Origin of the sequence: Novosphingobium sp. THN1, from assembly GCF_003454795.1 — a bacterium.
Lineage (GTDB): Bacteria > Pseudomonadota > Alphaproteobacteria > Sphingomonadales > Sphingomonadaceae > Novosphingobium.
Genome location: NZ_CP028347.1, coordinates 114,641 through 129,225, shown reverse-complemented (window position 1 = coordinate 129,225; position 14,585 = coordinate 114,641). Strand labels below are relative to the sequence as shown.

General features: G+C 65.1%; 10 protein-coding genes and 3 pseudogenes. 1 reads left to right on the top strand and 12 read right to left on the bottom strand.

The window, feature by feature from the left end; all coding sequences use genetic code 11:
- Window positions 1-393 precede the first annotated feature (393 nt).
- Window positions 394-912 carry a cytochrome c family protein gene (locus tag C7W88_RS00625; RefSeq protein WP_118072126.1) on the top strand — a complete coding sequence of 173 codons (519 nt, stop codon included), beginning with the start codon at window positions 394-396 and terminating at the stop codon, window positions 910-912.
- A gap of 107 nt (window positions 913-1,019) precedes the next feature.
- Here the strand turns inward: C7W88_RS00625 and hemA are convergent, their stop codons facing one another.
- The 12 genes and pseudogenes from hemA to bchB all read right to left on the bottom strand — a co-directional run bounded on the left by hemA (window position 1,020) and on the right by bchB (window position 14,582).
- The gene (gene hemA / locus C7W88_RS00620; RefSeq protein ID WP_118072125.1) at window positions 1,020-2,240 is read right to left on the bottom strand and encodes a 5-aminolevulinate synthase; all 1,221 of its coding nucleotides are present in this window, start codon (window positions 2,238-2,240) and stop codon (window positions 1,020-1,022) included.
- 35 nt (window positions 2,241-2,275) lie between these two features.
- The gene (puhE, locus tag C7W88_RS00615; protein ID WP_118072124.1) at window positions 2,276-3,055 is read right to left on the bottom strand and encodes a putative photosynthetic complex assembly protein PuhE; all 780 of its coding nucleotides are present in this window, start codon (window positions 3,053-3,055) and stop codon (window positions 2,276-2,278) included.
- On the bottom strand, window positions 3,049-4,137 hold the full coding sequence (acsF, locus tag C7W88_RS00610) for a magnesium-protoporphyrin IX monomethyl ester (oxidative) cyclase (RefSeq protein WP_118072123.1): 1,089 nt from the start codon (window positions 4,135-4,137) through the stop codon (window positions 3,049-3,051). Before acsF ends, puhE begins: the two co-directional genes overlap by 7 nt.
- On the bottom strand, window positions 4,134-4,424 hold the full coding sequence (locus tag C7W88_RS00605; RefSeq protein ID WP_118072122.1) for a hypothetical protein: 291 nt from the start codon (window positions 4,422-4,424) through the stop codon (window positions 4,134-4,136). Before C7W88_RS00605 ends, acsF begins: the two co-directional genes overlap by 4 nt.
- A complete protein-coding gene (puhC, locus tag C7W88_RS00600) occupies window positions 4,421-4,918 on the bottom strand; it encodes a photosynthetic complex assembly protein PuhC (RefSeq protein WP_118072121.1) in 498 nt (165 codons plus the stop codon). Before puhC ends, C7W88_RS00605 begins: the two co-directional genes overlap by 4 nt.
- The gene (gene puhB / locus C7W88_RS00595; protein ID WP_118072120.1) at window positions 4,915-5,538 is read right to left on the bottom strand and encodes a photosynthetic complex putative assembly protein PuhB; all 624 of its coding nucleotides are present in this window, start codon (window positions 5,536-5,538) and stop codon (window positions 4,915-4,917) included. Before puhB ends, puhC begins: the two co-directional genes overlap by 4 nt.
- Window positions 5,535-6,299, bottom strand: coding sequence for a photosynthetic reaction center subunit H (puhA, locus tag C7W88_RS00590; RefSeq protein WP_118072119.1), 765 nt, complete (start codon window positions 6,297-6,299; stop codon window positions 5,535-5,537). Before puhA ends, puhB begins: the two co-directional genes overlap by 4 nt.
- Window positions 6,300-6,336: 37 nt before the next feature.
- A pseudogene (locus C7W88_RS00585) lies at window positions 6,337-7,622 on the bottom strand (MFS transporter).
- A 137-nt stretch (window positions 7,623-7,759) separates the two neighbouring features.
- A complete protein-coding gene (bchM, locus tag C7W88_RS00580; protein WP_118072118.1) occupies window positions 7,760-8,464 on the bottom strand; it encodes a magnesium protoporphyrin IX methyltransferase in 705 nt (234 codons plus the stop codon).
- Entirely contained in the window at window positions 8,464-9,360 is an 897-nt protein-coding gene (gene bchL / locus C7W88_RS00575; protein ID WP_118072117.1) for a ferredoxin:protochlorophyllide reductase (ATP-dependent) iron-sulfur ATP-binding protein, read from the bottom strand. The genes bchM and bchL overlap by 1 nt, the downstream gene beginning before the upstream one ends.
- 9 nt (window positions 9,361-9,369) lie before the next feature.
- Window positions 9,370-12,989, bottom strand: a pseudogene (locus C7W88_RS00570) (magnesium chelatase subunit H).
- A pseudogene (bchB, locus tag C7W88_RS00565) lies at window positions 12,979-14,582 on the bottom strand (ferredoxin:protochlorophyllide reductase (ATP-dependent) subunit B). Before bchB ends, C7W88_RS00570 begins: the two co-directional pseudogenes overlap by 11 nt.
- Window positions 14,583-14,585: the final 3 nt, after the last annotated feature.

Here is a 14,585-nt window from a genome sequence, read left to right as displayed (position 1 = left end):
CCGTTCCGGCCGACGACATGACTGATGGCTTACGATCTGCTCTTTTTAGGTTTTCTGCTGCATAGCTGTTGTTACTAGGCAGAAGCTTCCGTTCAGGTAGCTATTGCTGCAGAAACTTTGTTAACCACGTGCTGTCGAGCGATGAGCGACGGCACTTCAGTGCTTCAGGTATGGCCCGTGCCTGCCTGACCGACATATGCTCGGCGCCGGATCCCAGTGCCTGCCGCAGACCTGATTGCAAGCATCGGCACAGGCAAAAAAGTGTCAAAACAACACTTGCCAACGATCTTCGATCCGGCCCGAAATACCGTGTTGCGGAGAGCTGCAGAGAGTGTTCTACTTTCCCATCGTGTGGTCCGTTCGTGCGTCTACACGAAACAAGGGTGGATGCATATGAGGCAAGTTTTTCAATACCTTGCGCTGTCAACTGCGACCCTGCTCCTCGCATCTTGCGGTGGCGGTGGCAGCTCGGACAAGACCGCGGCCGACTCAGCGGCAAAGCCTGCTGAAACAACCGCTGCGGCTGCGCCCGCAGCGGCAACAAGCGCTGCTGCGCCAACTGCCGATTCGACAGACACGCTCGATGGCGCAACGCTCGCTTCGCTGACCGGCGATGCTGCACATGGCAAGACCGTTTTTGCCCAGTGCCAGGCCTGCCACTCGCTTGAAGCGGGCAAGAACATGATCGGTCCGTCGCTTGCCGGTGTCGTCGGTCGCAAGGCAGGTACGGAAGCGGGCTACACCTATTCTGCCGCCAACAAGAACAGCGGCATCACCTGGTCTGCGGAAAAGCTGTTCCAGTATCTCGAGAAGCCAGCACGTGTCGTGCCGGGCACCAAGATGTCGTTTGCCGGCCTGTCCAAGGCACAGGACCGCGCCGACGTCATCGCCTACCTCAAGGCTCCGAACTGAGCCAAGCCCCTTCGGGTCGCAAAGAAAGGGCGCGGACATCAACTGTCCGCGCCCTTTTGCATGTCAGCAAGCGTCAGGCGGCGGCCGAACGCCGCGCCAGTTCGCCCTCAAGCGGCGGCTGAACGCCGCGCCAGTTCGCACTGCGACCAGATGTCGCTCAACGCTTCGATCAGCTTGTCCACGTCGCCATCGCTGTGCACCGGCGATGGCGTGATGCGCAGCCGCTCGGTCCCGCGCGGCACGGTGGGATAGTTGATCGGCTGCACATAGATGCCGTGGTTGTCCATCAGCCAGTCGCTGATGCGTTTGCACTTGTGCGGGTCGCCCACCATCACCGGAATGATGTGGCTGGGGTTCGGCAGGTGCGGAATGCCGATCGCGTCGAGACGGCGGCGCACCGTCGCCACGCGCTCCTTGTGCCGGGCCCGCTCCATCTCGCTCGTCTTGAGATGGCGGATGCTGGCAGCCGCGCCTGCGGCAAGGGCAGGGGGCAGGGCAGTCGTGAAGATGAACCCGCTGGCGAAGGTGCGGATGAAGTCGCACAGCGCCTCTGATGCTGCGATGTAACCACCCATCACGCCGAACGCCTTGCCCAGCGTACCCTCGATCACGGTGATCCGGTCCATCAGGCCTTCACGCTCGGCCACGCCGCCGCCGCGCGGGCCATAAAGCCCCACGGCATGGACTTCGTCGATGTAGCTCATCGCACCGTGCTTTTCGCAGACGTCGAGGATCTCGGCGATTGGCCCGATGTCGCCGTCCATCGAATAGACGCTCTCGAACGCCACCAGCTTGGGCACGTCCGGTCCATATTCCGAAAGCAGCTCGTCGAGATGCGCCACGTCGTTGTGGCGCCACACCCGGCAGGTCGCGCGCGAATGGCGGATGCCCTCGATCATCGAGGCATGGTTCAGCGCGTCCGAGAACACCACGCAGCCCGGAATCTTCGCCGCCAGCGTGCCAAGGCCCGCCCAGTTCGAGACATAGCCCGAAGTGAACAGAAGCGCCGCTTCCTTGCCGTGCAGGTCTGCCAGTTCCTGTTCGAGCAGCACGTGGTGGTGGTTCGTGCCCGAGATATTCCGCGTGCCGCCCGCGCCCGCGCCGCATTCGTCGAGCGTGTTGTGCATGGCTTCAAGAACCGCGGGGTGCTGCCCCATGCCTAAATAGTCATTCGAGCACCACACCGTGACCTGCTCGGTCCGATCATCGACATAGCGCGTGGCGTGCGGAAACTTGCCGCACTTGCGCTCGAGCTCCGTAAAGATCCGATAGCGACCTTCACCCCGGACCGCGTCCAGTTCCCCCTTGAAGTAGCCCTCGTAGTCCATGGTCGTCGGTCCTCTTCGTGAATTCTTTTGTGCGGTCAGTTGGCAGGTCGGCGGCTGGGCAGGGCCCAACCCCACAGCGCCCCGTCGCGGATCGGCAGGGCCAGAAACAGGTGTTCGAGTGCGCCAAGGGCGGCCAGCGCGAAGAGCAGGCTCGCGCCCGATGCACTGGCGCTGCCCTCCGGCGCATTGATCGCGATCAAACCAAGCCACGCCGCAAGAGCGGAAGTGCCTGCAATCGCTAAAAAAAGTTCCAGGCCCATCCGGCGCGGGCCGAAGTAGGTCTTGAGGTAGGCGAGATGCGGCGGAAAGATTTCGGTGCTCATGTTCGGCACGCCGAAGAAGATCACCAGCTTGGTCGAAAGCCGCATCGCCAGCAGCAGCGTGAAAGTCATCGCGCCGATCTGGTTGGTGGCGTTCCAGCTGAGCGAGATCAGTCCGATGGCGCTCAATGCCAGCGCAATTTCGTGCCAGGCCACGGCACTTACGGCATGGAAGAACCGCTCCAGCCCGCGCGCTTCCGCCGGGCAGGCTTCGCGCCGGGGTCCGGTCACTGCGCCTGTCAGGAAGCTGATCTCGTGCCACGACCAGATCAGGATCGCCCCGGCAAACGCCGCATAGACCCCGGTCAACGTCGGCTTGTTCATCGACCAGGCCACCACTGCCAGCCCGCCAACGCCCGCAATTCCCGCCAGCATCAGGCTGCGCGGGAAAGTGCGGCGCTCGCGGTTGTCCGCCCATGCGATCAGGCCGGTCGCAAGGAACCAGACCGCGATCGTGGCGATCACCGGAAGGACGTGGCCGGTCCAGCTTACCACGCGGGCTGCATCCTCACGCTTGCGGGCAGCTCGTTGCGGCGCGGACGCAGCAGGTACATTCGCGCAAAATTTGCACCCGCGCCCAGTGCGCCCGAGGCCCGCATTAGCGCACCCGCCACACCCCCACGCTTCTTGCCCGCTTCGATCCGCTGGCTGGCCACCAGCAGCCGCTTCATCGCCCGGCGGAAACGCGGATCATCGGTATCGAGCTCCACCGGAAAGACCTGACGGCTGATCGCGGTGCAGATCTCGAAGACCCGATAGTCGTAGGCTTCGGGATCGAGCCCCAGCGCCTTGTGAAACACCGGCCGCGCGTGATCGCGGACGTACATCGTCGAGTAGACGGCGAGCAGGAAGAACCGCACCCACAGCTTGTTCATGCCGGTCAGCAGCTTCGGGTCCGCGCGCAGCAGCAGCGCGAAAGCCTCGCCATGGCGGAATTCGTCGTTGCACCATGATTCGAACCAGTTGAAGATCGGATGGAAGCGCAGTTCCGGGTGCGCGGCCAACTGGCGATAGATCGCGATATAGCGGGCATAGCCGATCTTCTCGGAGAGGTAGACCGAGTAGAAGATGAACTTCGGCTTGAAATAATGGTACTTCTTGGCCTTGGTCAGGAAGCCGAGGTCGATGCCGATGCCCGCATCCTTCAGCGATTCATTGATGAACCCGGCATGGCGGCTTTCATCGCGCGCCAGCAGCTTGAATAGCAGCTTCATGTCCGGATTCTTCGTGCGCCGGGCCATTTCGGCATAGAGGATACAGCCCGAAAACTCGGAGGTCAGGGAACTGACGAGGAAGTCGATGAACTCGGCCCGCAGTTCCGGCTCCAGCGCTTCGATCACCCCGGCAAAGCTTTCCTGGCGCTTGAAGTGCTTCTTGTTGGGATCGCTGACCATCTCGGCCATCAGCTCGTCCCACTCCTTGCGCACCAGCGATACGTCGATGGAATCGAGGGCGGCAAAGTCGGTGGTGTAAAAGCGCGGGCTCAGCACGGTCTCGTGGCTCACCATCTTGTGCACATCGGGCTTGGGCGCGCTCTCCGGCGCCGCCACAGGACGTTCGAGTGTAATCGCGTTCATCTCAGGCTCCCAGGATTGAAGCTGACCTCGTAAAGCTCGGTCAGGCCAAGGTAGGCGACAAGCCGCATCCAGCCCCGCAGCAGGGGGCCTGCACGAACGACGGTTGCCGTCCGTTCGAACACGGCGCTTTGCCCAAAGGCCACGCGGATCGGTTCGCCATGAACGCGGACCTTGTCGCCGGGCTGGACGGCAAGATTGCCCGCCAGCTCGACATGCGCGTGGAAATGCGCCTCGCTCTGCTCCACCGCCACGCGGCAGGGCACTTCAAAGGCGCGGGCGCGGATCATGCCTGATTTCCCTTCACGGCCGTTCCACTCAGGAACTTTGCAAAGGCGGCCCGGTTGGTTGCGCCGAACGAGCCGAGCTCGATCGAACGCCCCGTCGCCGGGTCGCGCAGCGAGAGCGATCCGTTCTCCCACTGCGTCAGTTCGAAGGGAGCCGCTGGGCCGATCCCCTTCATCTTCCTCTCGCGAGCCATGCCGCGCATCACCCCGCGCACGAACCCGCCACCATCATTCTCGCCCTTCATCACGGCGAGCGTCGAACCTGCATCTGCGTCCTTGACCACGACTGCCCCGTCCGCCCGGTCCTCGAAAGCGAGGTGCCGCATTTCCAGCGCCGCCACGTTGTCCCGCGCCCGCGCCACGGCGGGCACCGCCTCGCGCTCGAGCACGCCGACCCGCACCAGCGCTGTCAGCGCCAGCGTCGTCGCCACCAGCGCACCTGCCAGCATCAGGGCCGGTCGGGGGACAGTGTTCTCATGGTCATGGACAAGGCTCATGCCGCCGCTCCCTGCAGGCCATGGTCGCGCACTGGCGCCGCCTTGGCGCGCACCGCCGCAGCCTCGTTCGGCACCACTGCTGCGCAAGCCTTGGCGAGCACCTTGGCAGCCGCTTCCGCATCGGGGAGAGCGCGCAGCATCGGGCTCGGCTGGCCAAACCGCCAGGGCCGGGCATGGGGCCAGAGCATCGCAAAGCCGAGCCGGTGGCGCCCGACCAGTGTCAGCGCAATGTCGCCATGCCCGCCACCCTGCGGCCGCAGGTCTGCCGAGCCGATCATTGCCAGCGGCAGGTTCACGCACTTGTTCAGCGCCACGCCGATGCGCAGCACCACGCGGCGGTTGGTGATCGTGTAGACCGTCGTCTTCGCCACGGCGATCGCGAACACGGCAAGCAGACCCTGCGTGATTGCCCCGCCGACCACGGCCGCACCCGCGCCGAACAGCTTGCCAGAGGCCAGGCCCAGAACGGCCAGCGCAGCGAAATATCCGCTCACCCAGCGGGTGTGCAAAGCGCTGCGGGCAAAGGTTCGCCAGTCTGGCGAACCCTGCCACAGGATGCTCTCGCCGGGCGGCAGATCGCCCGGCAGCCCGCGGATCGGCTCGTGGTCGTACTCGCTCATATCAGCGGTTCCAGCCGGTTCTCGTTGGCATAGAGGTAGCCGGTGCCGAAGTAGGCAACGGTGCGCTCCTCCTCGTACCGGGTGATCTCGCCGGGATTGGCGGGGAAGGGGGCACCGGCAAAGTCAGCGGCGTTGATCGCGTCGATGATTACCGCGTTCTTCTTGACGACTGCCATCGGCATAGGTGCGAGCACGGTCTTGGTGCCCGTATCCACTGCCAGATACCGCACCATGTGCTCAGCCCGGTCGACCCACATGTCGGTCACCACGCCAGCCTTCAGGCCATCTGCGCCATAGACGGGAAGCCCGCGCGGGTCCGTGCTCGCCGTGGCCACGCTGATTTCCGGCACCAGGCCCATCGGCACGATGCGCGGATTGCCATGCGCGTCGATGTCTGCCCACTTGGCCCGGTCGGCATAGGAGCCGGGGCCCACGCCTGCGGCAAAAACGTCACCCACCGGGCTCAGCGGCGCGCCGCCAAAGTTCTCGCGGCGCTTGGCGTTGACCTCGAACGGATCGCGCTCTCCGGTGGGAACGGATTTCGTGCCCTTGCCGAACGGCAGGATGAAGGTCTTTGGCGCCGCAGCCGAAAGCGGACCGCCTTCGCTCAGCAGGCGTCCGGTCAGCGCGTCTTCCAGCGGATAGCCTTCGCGTCGGTCCTCGCGCCGGAGCCAAAAAACAAGGGCGATAAAGAACCCGATGAAGGTTATCATCGCGATCTGAGCGGCATCGATCGTGCCGACGATATTGCCGTAGTTCATGTGCGTGTCCTCTTCACGTTCCCTGTGCCCCTGCTGCTCATGTGGGGAATTCCGTCAGTCCGAAGCTTCGTCCCTCCCGCCGGATGGCCGCCGGGGTCTGGCCTACGAGCGGGCCCAGCACGACGAGCGTGGCCAGCAGCAGGCAGATTTCGATGATGTAGATCGTGGCATAGCCGGTGGCCCGGTTGGCCAGCGTCAGGCCCAGCTCGTCCGAGACGGCAAGGCTTGAAACCAGATCGCGCAGCACTCCACCCATGGCGATGGCCAGCCCGGCGAAGGTCGTCTGCACCGCGCCCCATGCGCCCAGGGCGAGGCCCGATGTCTTCTCGGTCGCCAGCGCCATCGCCGTGGTCAGCGTGCCGACAAGGAACAGCCCAGCGCCCGCACCGATCGCGGTCGCACCAGCAAGGAGAGCAACCGGGCTGCCGAGCGGTGCCGCAAAGATTACCAGCATGAACGCCGCTATGCCGACGACTGCGCCGAACCCTGAAATCCGCAGCGCATCCATTCCGCGCGAAAGCCAGCGTCCCGAAAGCGTGAAGCCGACCAGCGCGCCCAGCGACCAGCCCCGGTCAGGAACGTCGTCGCTCCCACCGAAAGACCAAGGATCTCTCCACCATAGGGTTCGAGCAGCGCATCCTGCATCGAGAACGCCGTGGCCCCCAGGCCGACTGCCACAAGCAAACGCATCGTGATCGGCTCGGCGACAAAGCTCTGCCAAACGTCGGTAAATGCGGGGCGCGGCGTGTCGGCAGAGGCGATTGCCGAACTGCGCGCTTCCTGCTTCCACAGCGCGATTACGTTGAGGAAGAAGGTCAGGATGGCCGATCCCTGGATCACCTGCACCAGCCGGGTCGGCGTGAAGTGGGCTAGCAGTCCGCCGATCACCAGCGCCGCGATCATCATCCCCGCCAGCAGCGCAAGGTAGAGCAGAGCCACGGCCCTCGGGCGGCGTTCGTCATCCACGAGGTCGCCCGTCAGGGCGAGGCCCGCCGTCTGCGTGGTATGCATGCCAAAGCCTGCAAGCAGGAACGCCAGCGCGCTCGCCACAACGCCAATCGCGAAAAGCTCGGGTCGCGCCATCAGCAGCAGCGCGAACGGCATGATCGCCAGGCCGCCGAACTGCATCAGCGTGCCGAACCAGATGAAAGGCACGCGCCGCCAGCCCAGCACCGAACGATGCACGTCAGACTTGTGCCCGATCAGCGCACGGAACGGCGCGGCCAGCAGTGGAATGGCGATCATCAGCGAGACCAGCCAGGCCGGAATGCCCAGCTCCACGATCATCACGCGGTTGAGCGTGCCGTTGAGCAGCACGGTCATCATACCCACGCTCACCTGGAACAGCGACAGGCGCAGAAGGCGCGACAGCGGAATTTCGGTGCTGGCCGCATCAGCGAAGGGCAGCCAGGTAAGGGCCACCTTGCTCCATTTCGCAGAAAGGGCCTGCCCCTGCGCCATCAGATCTTCACCAGCTCCATCGCATGGCTCTTGTAGAAGCCGCTGGAGATCCGGCCCGAGCGGCGCACTTCCCAACCTTCGAACTGGCTGAGCGCCGCGCGCAGTTCGCTTTCGGCAATCGGCACGATCGCGGGCGAACGGTCGGAGCGCGGGAAGACCTTGCCGACCGTATGCATCGCGCCGAGCAGCGGGGTGTACGGGGCAAAGGTGAAGAGGATCGAGCCGGTGCAGCGGCGGGTCAGCGCAGAAAGCGCCCAGACCATGTCCGTCAGCGTGTAGTGGATCAGCGAATCCATCGCCACGACATGGTCGAAGCTGCCCAGTGCAGGGTCGAGCATGTCGCCTACGCGCCACTGGATGCGGCCATGACCAAGGTAGGACGGCGCCCGCTCGGCGGCGATGTCGACCAGCCCTTGCGCCACGTCGATGGCGGTCACTACTGCCCCGCGGCAGGCGGCTTCCACGCTCAGGCTGCCGGTGCCGCAACCCGCGTCCAGCACGTCGCGCCGCCGCAAGTCCTCGGGCAGCCAGCCCAGCAGCTGCGCGCGCATCGCATCGCGCCCGGCGCGGACCGTGGCGCGGATGCCGCTCACCTTGGCGTTCGATGTCAGGTCGATCCACGCCTTCTGCGCGGTGCCATCGAAGTATGCGGCAAGCTTTTCGCGCTGGCTGTCATAGCGGTTGGGGGCAAATTGCGTGGCCATCATTCGTACCCCAGGAAGTCGAAGATATCTCGATCCTTCATCGGGCTGGCGACCACCGGATCGACGCCGTCCCACAGCATTTGTGCAAGCCGCAGGTACTCTTGCTGCGCAGCAATCACTTCGGGCGAAGGCTCCATTTCGAACAGCGTGCACTTCTTCAGGCGGCTGCGCCGGATCGCATCGACATCCCGGAAGTGCGCCAGGCGCTTCATCCCGATGGCTTCGCTGAAGCGGTCGATCTCGTTCGTCGCGGCAGAGCGGTTGGCGATCACGCCAGCGAGCCGCACGTTGTAGTTCTTCGCCTTCGCACCGATCGCCGCAACAATGCGGTTCATCGCGAAGATCGAGTCAAAGTCGTTCGCCGCTACCACCAGCGCGCGCTCGGCATGCTGCAGTGGTGCGGCAAAGCCGCCGCACACCACGTCGCCCAGCACGTCGAAGATCACCACGTCGGTGTCCTCAAGCAGATGGTGCTGTTTGAGCAGCTTGACCGTCTGCCCCACGACATAGCCGCCGCAGCCGGTGCCTGCAGGCGGACCACCGGCCTCCACGCACATCACCCCGTTATAGCCCTCGAACATGTAGTCTTCGGGCCGCAGTTCCTCGGCGTGGAACTCGACGCTTTCCAGCACGTCGATCACCGTCGGCATCAGCTTCTTGGTGAGGGTGAAAGTGGAATCGTGCTTGGGGTCGCAACCGATCTGCAGCACGCGATGGCCCAGCTTGGAGAACGCGGCGGAAAGGTTTGAAGACGTCGTCGACTTGCCGATCCCGCCCTTGCCGTAGACGGCGAAAACCTTCGCGCCCTTGATCTCGTCGCGCGGGTCCAGGGAGACCTGCACCGATCCTTCGCCGTCCGGCTGGCTGAAGCGCGCCCTTGGGTCGAGCAGGTTCATCGCAAACTCCTATTCCGCCGCAATTGCGGAAGTGATGGTGGAAGGGGCATGCCCCACGAACACGCCTTCCAGCCTGTCCTCGAGCTCGTCGCTGGCCATGCGCAGCGCTTCGAGCGTATCGTCGTCGGGTTCCCACAGGCGCCGCTCGCACGCCTCGAGCAGTCGGTTCGCCACGCGGGCCGAGCTGGTCGGATTGAGCTGCGAAAGCCGCTCGCGCATCGCCGGGTCGAGCACGAAAGTCTCGCTGATCTGCTGGTAGACCCACGGCGCCACCTGGCCGGTCGTGGCCGACCAGCCCACGGTGTTGGTCACGTGCTGCTCGATATTGCGCACGCCTTCGAAGCCGTGCTTGAGCATGCCTTCGAACCACTTCGGGTTGAGCGTCCGCGTCCGCGTCTCCAGGTCGATCTGCTCGGCCAGCGTCCGCACCTTGGCCTCGCCCACCGTCGCATCGACGATATAGACCGGCGCTTCTGTACCCTTGGCCCGCGCGATCGACCGGCTGACTCCCCCAAGGCTGTCGACGTACTGGTCCAGATCGGTAATGCCGACTTCGACGCTCTCCAGATTCTGATAGACGAAATCGACGTCCTTCAGCGCGCTGCGCAGCAAGTCGCGCTGGGCCACCGGCGTGCCCTTGACCCCATAGGCATAGCCCTTGCGCGTCTCGAAGGCATTGGCCAACTCGTCCGGATCGGCCCAGACGCCGCCCTCGATCAACTGGTTGACGTTCGCGCCATAGGCCCCTTCGGCATTTGAGAAAACGCGCAGTGCGGCGGTCTCCATGTCGCAGCCATGCTCGCTCATGTGCGAAAGGCTGTGCTTGCGAACGAAGTTCATCTCCAGCGGCTCATCGGCCTGCGCGGCCAGAAACGCTGCTTCGGCCAGCATCCGCGTCTGCAGCGGCAGCAGATCGCGGAAGATGCCCGAGAGCGTCACCACCACATCGATGCGTGGACGGCCCAGTTCCTCCAGCGGGATCAGTTCGGCCCCGGCCAGGCGGCCGTAGCTGTCCATCCGCGGCCGTGCGCCCATCAGCGAGAGCGCCTGCGCAATCTGCGCGCCCTCGCTCTTCATGTTGTCGGTACCCCACAGCACCATGGCGAGGCTTTCTGGCGCGGCTTCCCCGTTCGCGGCATGGCGCGCCAGCAGCCGCTGCGCCTGCAGCTTGCCCTGCTCGCAGGCAAATCGCGTCGGCAGGCGGAACGGGTCGAAGCCGTGGAGGTTGCGCCCGGTCGGCAGCACTTCGGGATTGGCCAGCAGGTCGCCGCCGGGGCAGGGCGGATGTAGCCGCCGTCAAGCGCATGGATCAGCTCGCCCAGTTCATCGCAGGAATCCAGCGCCGCCTCGATCGCTTCGGCCGAACTTTCGCCCGCGTCCATCAGCGCCTCGACCAGTTCCGCGCGCTCGGCCCCGGTTGGCGCCTCGCCCAGCACATGCAGCCCGTGCGGGATCAACGTGCGCTCAAGCTCGTAGAGATTGGCGCTCAGCTCCATCACGCTTTCGGCAGTGACGTCGAGCGCATCGCACTCGTCCCAGATCAGTTCCTCGAGAGCCGTGCGCTCTGCCCCATCGGTCGTCATCCGCCAGCGTTCGATGCTCGCTTTCAAGTCCGCAAAGCCGCGGTAGAGCCCGGCCCGCGCCAGCGGTGGCGTCAGGTAGCTCAGCATCGTCGCGCCCGAACGCCGCTTGGCCAGCACGCCTTCGGAGGGGTTGTTTGCGGCAAACAGGTAGAAGTTGGGCAGGTCACCCAGCAACCGCTCCGGCCAGCACTTGCCGGTGAGGCCAACCTGCTTGCCCGGCATGTATTCGAGCGCGCCATGCGTGCCGAAATGCACCACGGCGTCGGCACCGAAGTCCTCGCGGATCCAGCGATAGTAGGCCGAAAACGCATGCGTCGGGGCAAAATCGCCGTCGAACAGCAGGCGCATCGGATCGCCTTCGTACCCGAAGCCCGGCTGCACGCCCACGAACACGTTGCCGAACCGCGCACCCAGCACGTGGACGTGCGAACCGTCGCTCTGGATCTTGCCCGGCGCCGGACCCCACTGTGCCTCGATCTCCGCGAGGTAAGGCTCGCGTCGCACATGCTCGTCGGCATCGATGCGGGTGTAGACGTTGGCATCGGCACCAAATCGCTCGGCGTTGCCCTTCAGGATGGCATCGCGCAGTGCGTCCACGCTCTCGGGCACTTCGACCTGATAGCCCTCGCTCGCCATCCGCTTGAGCGTGCCCAGCAGCGATTCAAACACCGCAAGGAACGCCGCAGACCCGGTCGCACCGGAATTGGGCGGGAAGTTGAAGATGGTGATCGCCACCTTGCGCCTTGCTCGCTCAGCCTTGCGCAGCGCCACGATCTTCACGACCTTGGCGGCGAGCGCCTCGACTCTCTCGGGGCAGGCGCGCATCGCGTTGACCGGCCCGGTGCTTTCGAACACGCATGCCTTCGCGCAACCCGCGCAAGCCTTGCCCGCACCGTCCGAACGGCCACCAAACACCGTCGGCATGGTCGCACCGTCAAGCTCCGGAATCGCAACCATGATGGTCGATTCCAGCGCCAGCAGACCCTGCCGCGAAGCACCCCACTGCTCCAGGGTCTGGAACTCCAGCGGGTGCGCAGCGATGTAAGGCACGTTCAGGCGGCTCAGGATTTCCTCGGCCGCCTTGGCATCGTTGTAGGCAGGGCCACCCACCAGCGAGAAGCCGGTCAGCGAAATCACCGCGTCGACCACCGGCTCGCCGTCCTTGAGGAAGAACTTCTCGATGACAGGGCGTGAATCCAGCCCGTTGGCAAAGCCGGGGATGACGCGCAGACCAGCCGCTTCCAGCGCCGCGATCACGCCGTCGTAATGCCCGGCATCCTTAGAGATCAGGTAGGAGCGCAGCAACAGCAGCCCGACCGTGCCGTTCGGCCCATGCTTCGTCGGCAACAGGCGCAGGCTGTCCGAAAGCTTCTGCTCGGTGCGCGGGTGATAGACGCCAACTTCGGGATAGTCGCGAGGGGCTTCGGCCTTGGTCATGCCGCGGCGGGTCAGACGCTCGCCGGCGGCATAACGGTCGATCAGCGCACGGACCATCGACACCACGTTGTCGTCCGACCCCGCCAGCCAGTACTGCAGCGTCAGGAAGTAGGCGCGCACGTCCTGCGCGGTTCCGGGAATGAAACGCAGGATCTTCGGCAGGCGGCGCAGCATGCGCATCTGGCCCGCGCCGGAATTCGCCCCGGGCTTGCCCGATCCGCGCAGCTTCTTGAGCATGGCGAGGGGCCCCTTGGCCGGCGCATCCATGCGATAGCCGCCCATCCGCGTCAGCCGCACCACGTCGCCCGAAGACATCAGGCAGACCATCGCGTCGCAGTCCTCGCGCCGGGCCTCCAGCGTCGGCAGGATCGCGCGGATGTGATCGTCAAGGAACAGCATCGTCACGATCACGATGTCGGCCTGGGCAATCGCGGTCTTGGTTGTTTCCAGCGCCTTGCTGCCGGGCCGGTCCCAGTCGGTAGCGGCATGGAGCGTGACGCTCACATTGTCCTGCCGCAGTCGCGCGTCGGCGCGCTCGACTCCTGCCTTGAGGTGGTTGTCCAGTGTGACGATTGCGACACGGACCTGAGGGGCGCGGCTACCGGGCATAGTGGGCCTTCGCATCATAGAGCGTGGCCAGATCCACCGCGCCGCGACCCTGCAAAACTGCAAAGGCCTCGGTGTTGCGGCGAACCTTTCCGCGCACGAAGAACGGGACTTTCCTGAGCTCCTGTTCCGCTTCTGCGGTCCACGAGATCTGCGAACCTGCCGGCCGGGCCTCGGCAAGGTCACCATGGGAAACTTGCGCCGCCGCGACTTCGACCGCGCGGGGGGCTGACGGGGCAGGGGCGCTCTCGCCCTCGTGGCGCCGCGCTGCACCGTGCAGGTGTGAAGGGCCGGCCTCGTCCGAAAACTCGAAGTCGTCGCGGAACATCGTCAGCAGATGTTCTTCCAGCCCCATCACCAGCGGATGGACCCAGGTATCGAAGATCACGTTGGCGCCTTCGAAGCCCATTTGCGGGCTGTGGCGCGCCGGGAAGTCCTGCACATGCACCGGCGAGGAAATCACCGCGCAGGGAATGCCGAAGCGCTTGGCGATGTGCCGCTCCATCTGCGTGCCCAGCACCAGTTCGGGCGAGGCGTTGAGAATCGCGTCCTCGACTTCGAGATGGTCGTCGGTGATCAGCGGCTCGATGCCGTAAAGCGCTGCTGCAGCGCGCATTTCGCGCGCAAACTCGCGGTTGTAGCAGCCAAGGCCGCAGACTTCGAAGCCCAGCTCTTCGTGGGCAATGCGCGCCGCAGCAATTGCGTGCGTAGCGTCCCCGAAGATGAAGACGCGCTTGCCCGTCAGGTAGGTCGAGTCGACCGAACGGCTCCACCACGGCATGCGCGATTGCTGATCGGCCAGAGCCTCGGTTGCGTCGACACCGGCCAGCGCGGCAACTTCCGCAATGAATTCGCGGGTCGCGCCAACGCCGATCGGCACGGTGCGGATCGCCGGCTGGTGCAGCGCCTGATCCAGCCAGCGCGCCGCTTCGCCGCCAACTTCGGGATACATCACGATGTTGAAGTCGGCCCGGCCCAGCGTGCGAATGTCGTCCGGCGCAGCATCGAGCGGCGCGACGCAGTTGACGTCGATCCCGAGGTTCCACAGCAGCTTGCGCACTTCGAGCACGTCGTCACGATGGCGGAAGCCCAAGGCACAAGGGCCGAGCAGGTTGACCAGCGGGCGCCGCCCTTCGCGTGGCGCGGGGCGCACGTCGCGATCCACCAGCTGCCGTACGACGCGATAGAATGTCTCGGCCGCGCCCCAGTTCTCCTTGCGCTGGTAGCTCGGCAGCTCCAGCGGGATCACCGGGCAGGGCAGCTCCAGCGCTTCGGCAAGGCCCGCCGGGTCGTCCTGGATCAGCTCGGCGGTGCACGATGCACCCACCAGCAGCGCCTTGGGCGCAAACCGTTCGTAGGCATCGCGCGCGGCATTCTGGAAGATGCTCGCGGTGTCCTTGCCCAGGTCTCGCGCCTGGAAGGTGGTGTAGGTCACCGGCGGGCGCTTGCCGCGCCGTTCGATCATCGTGAACAGCAGGTCGGCGTAAGTGTCCCCCTGCGGGGCATGCAGCACGTAATGCAGATCCTGCATCGCAGTGGCGACACGCATCGCCCCACGTGTGGCGGACCCTCGTATGTCCAGACCGCCAGCTGCATCGC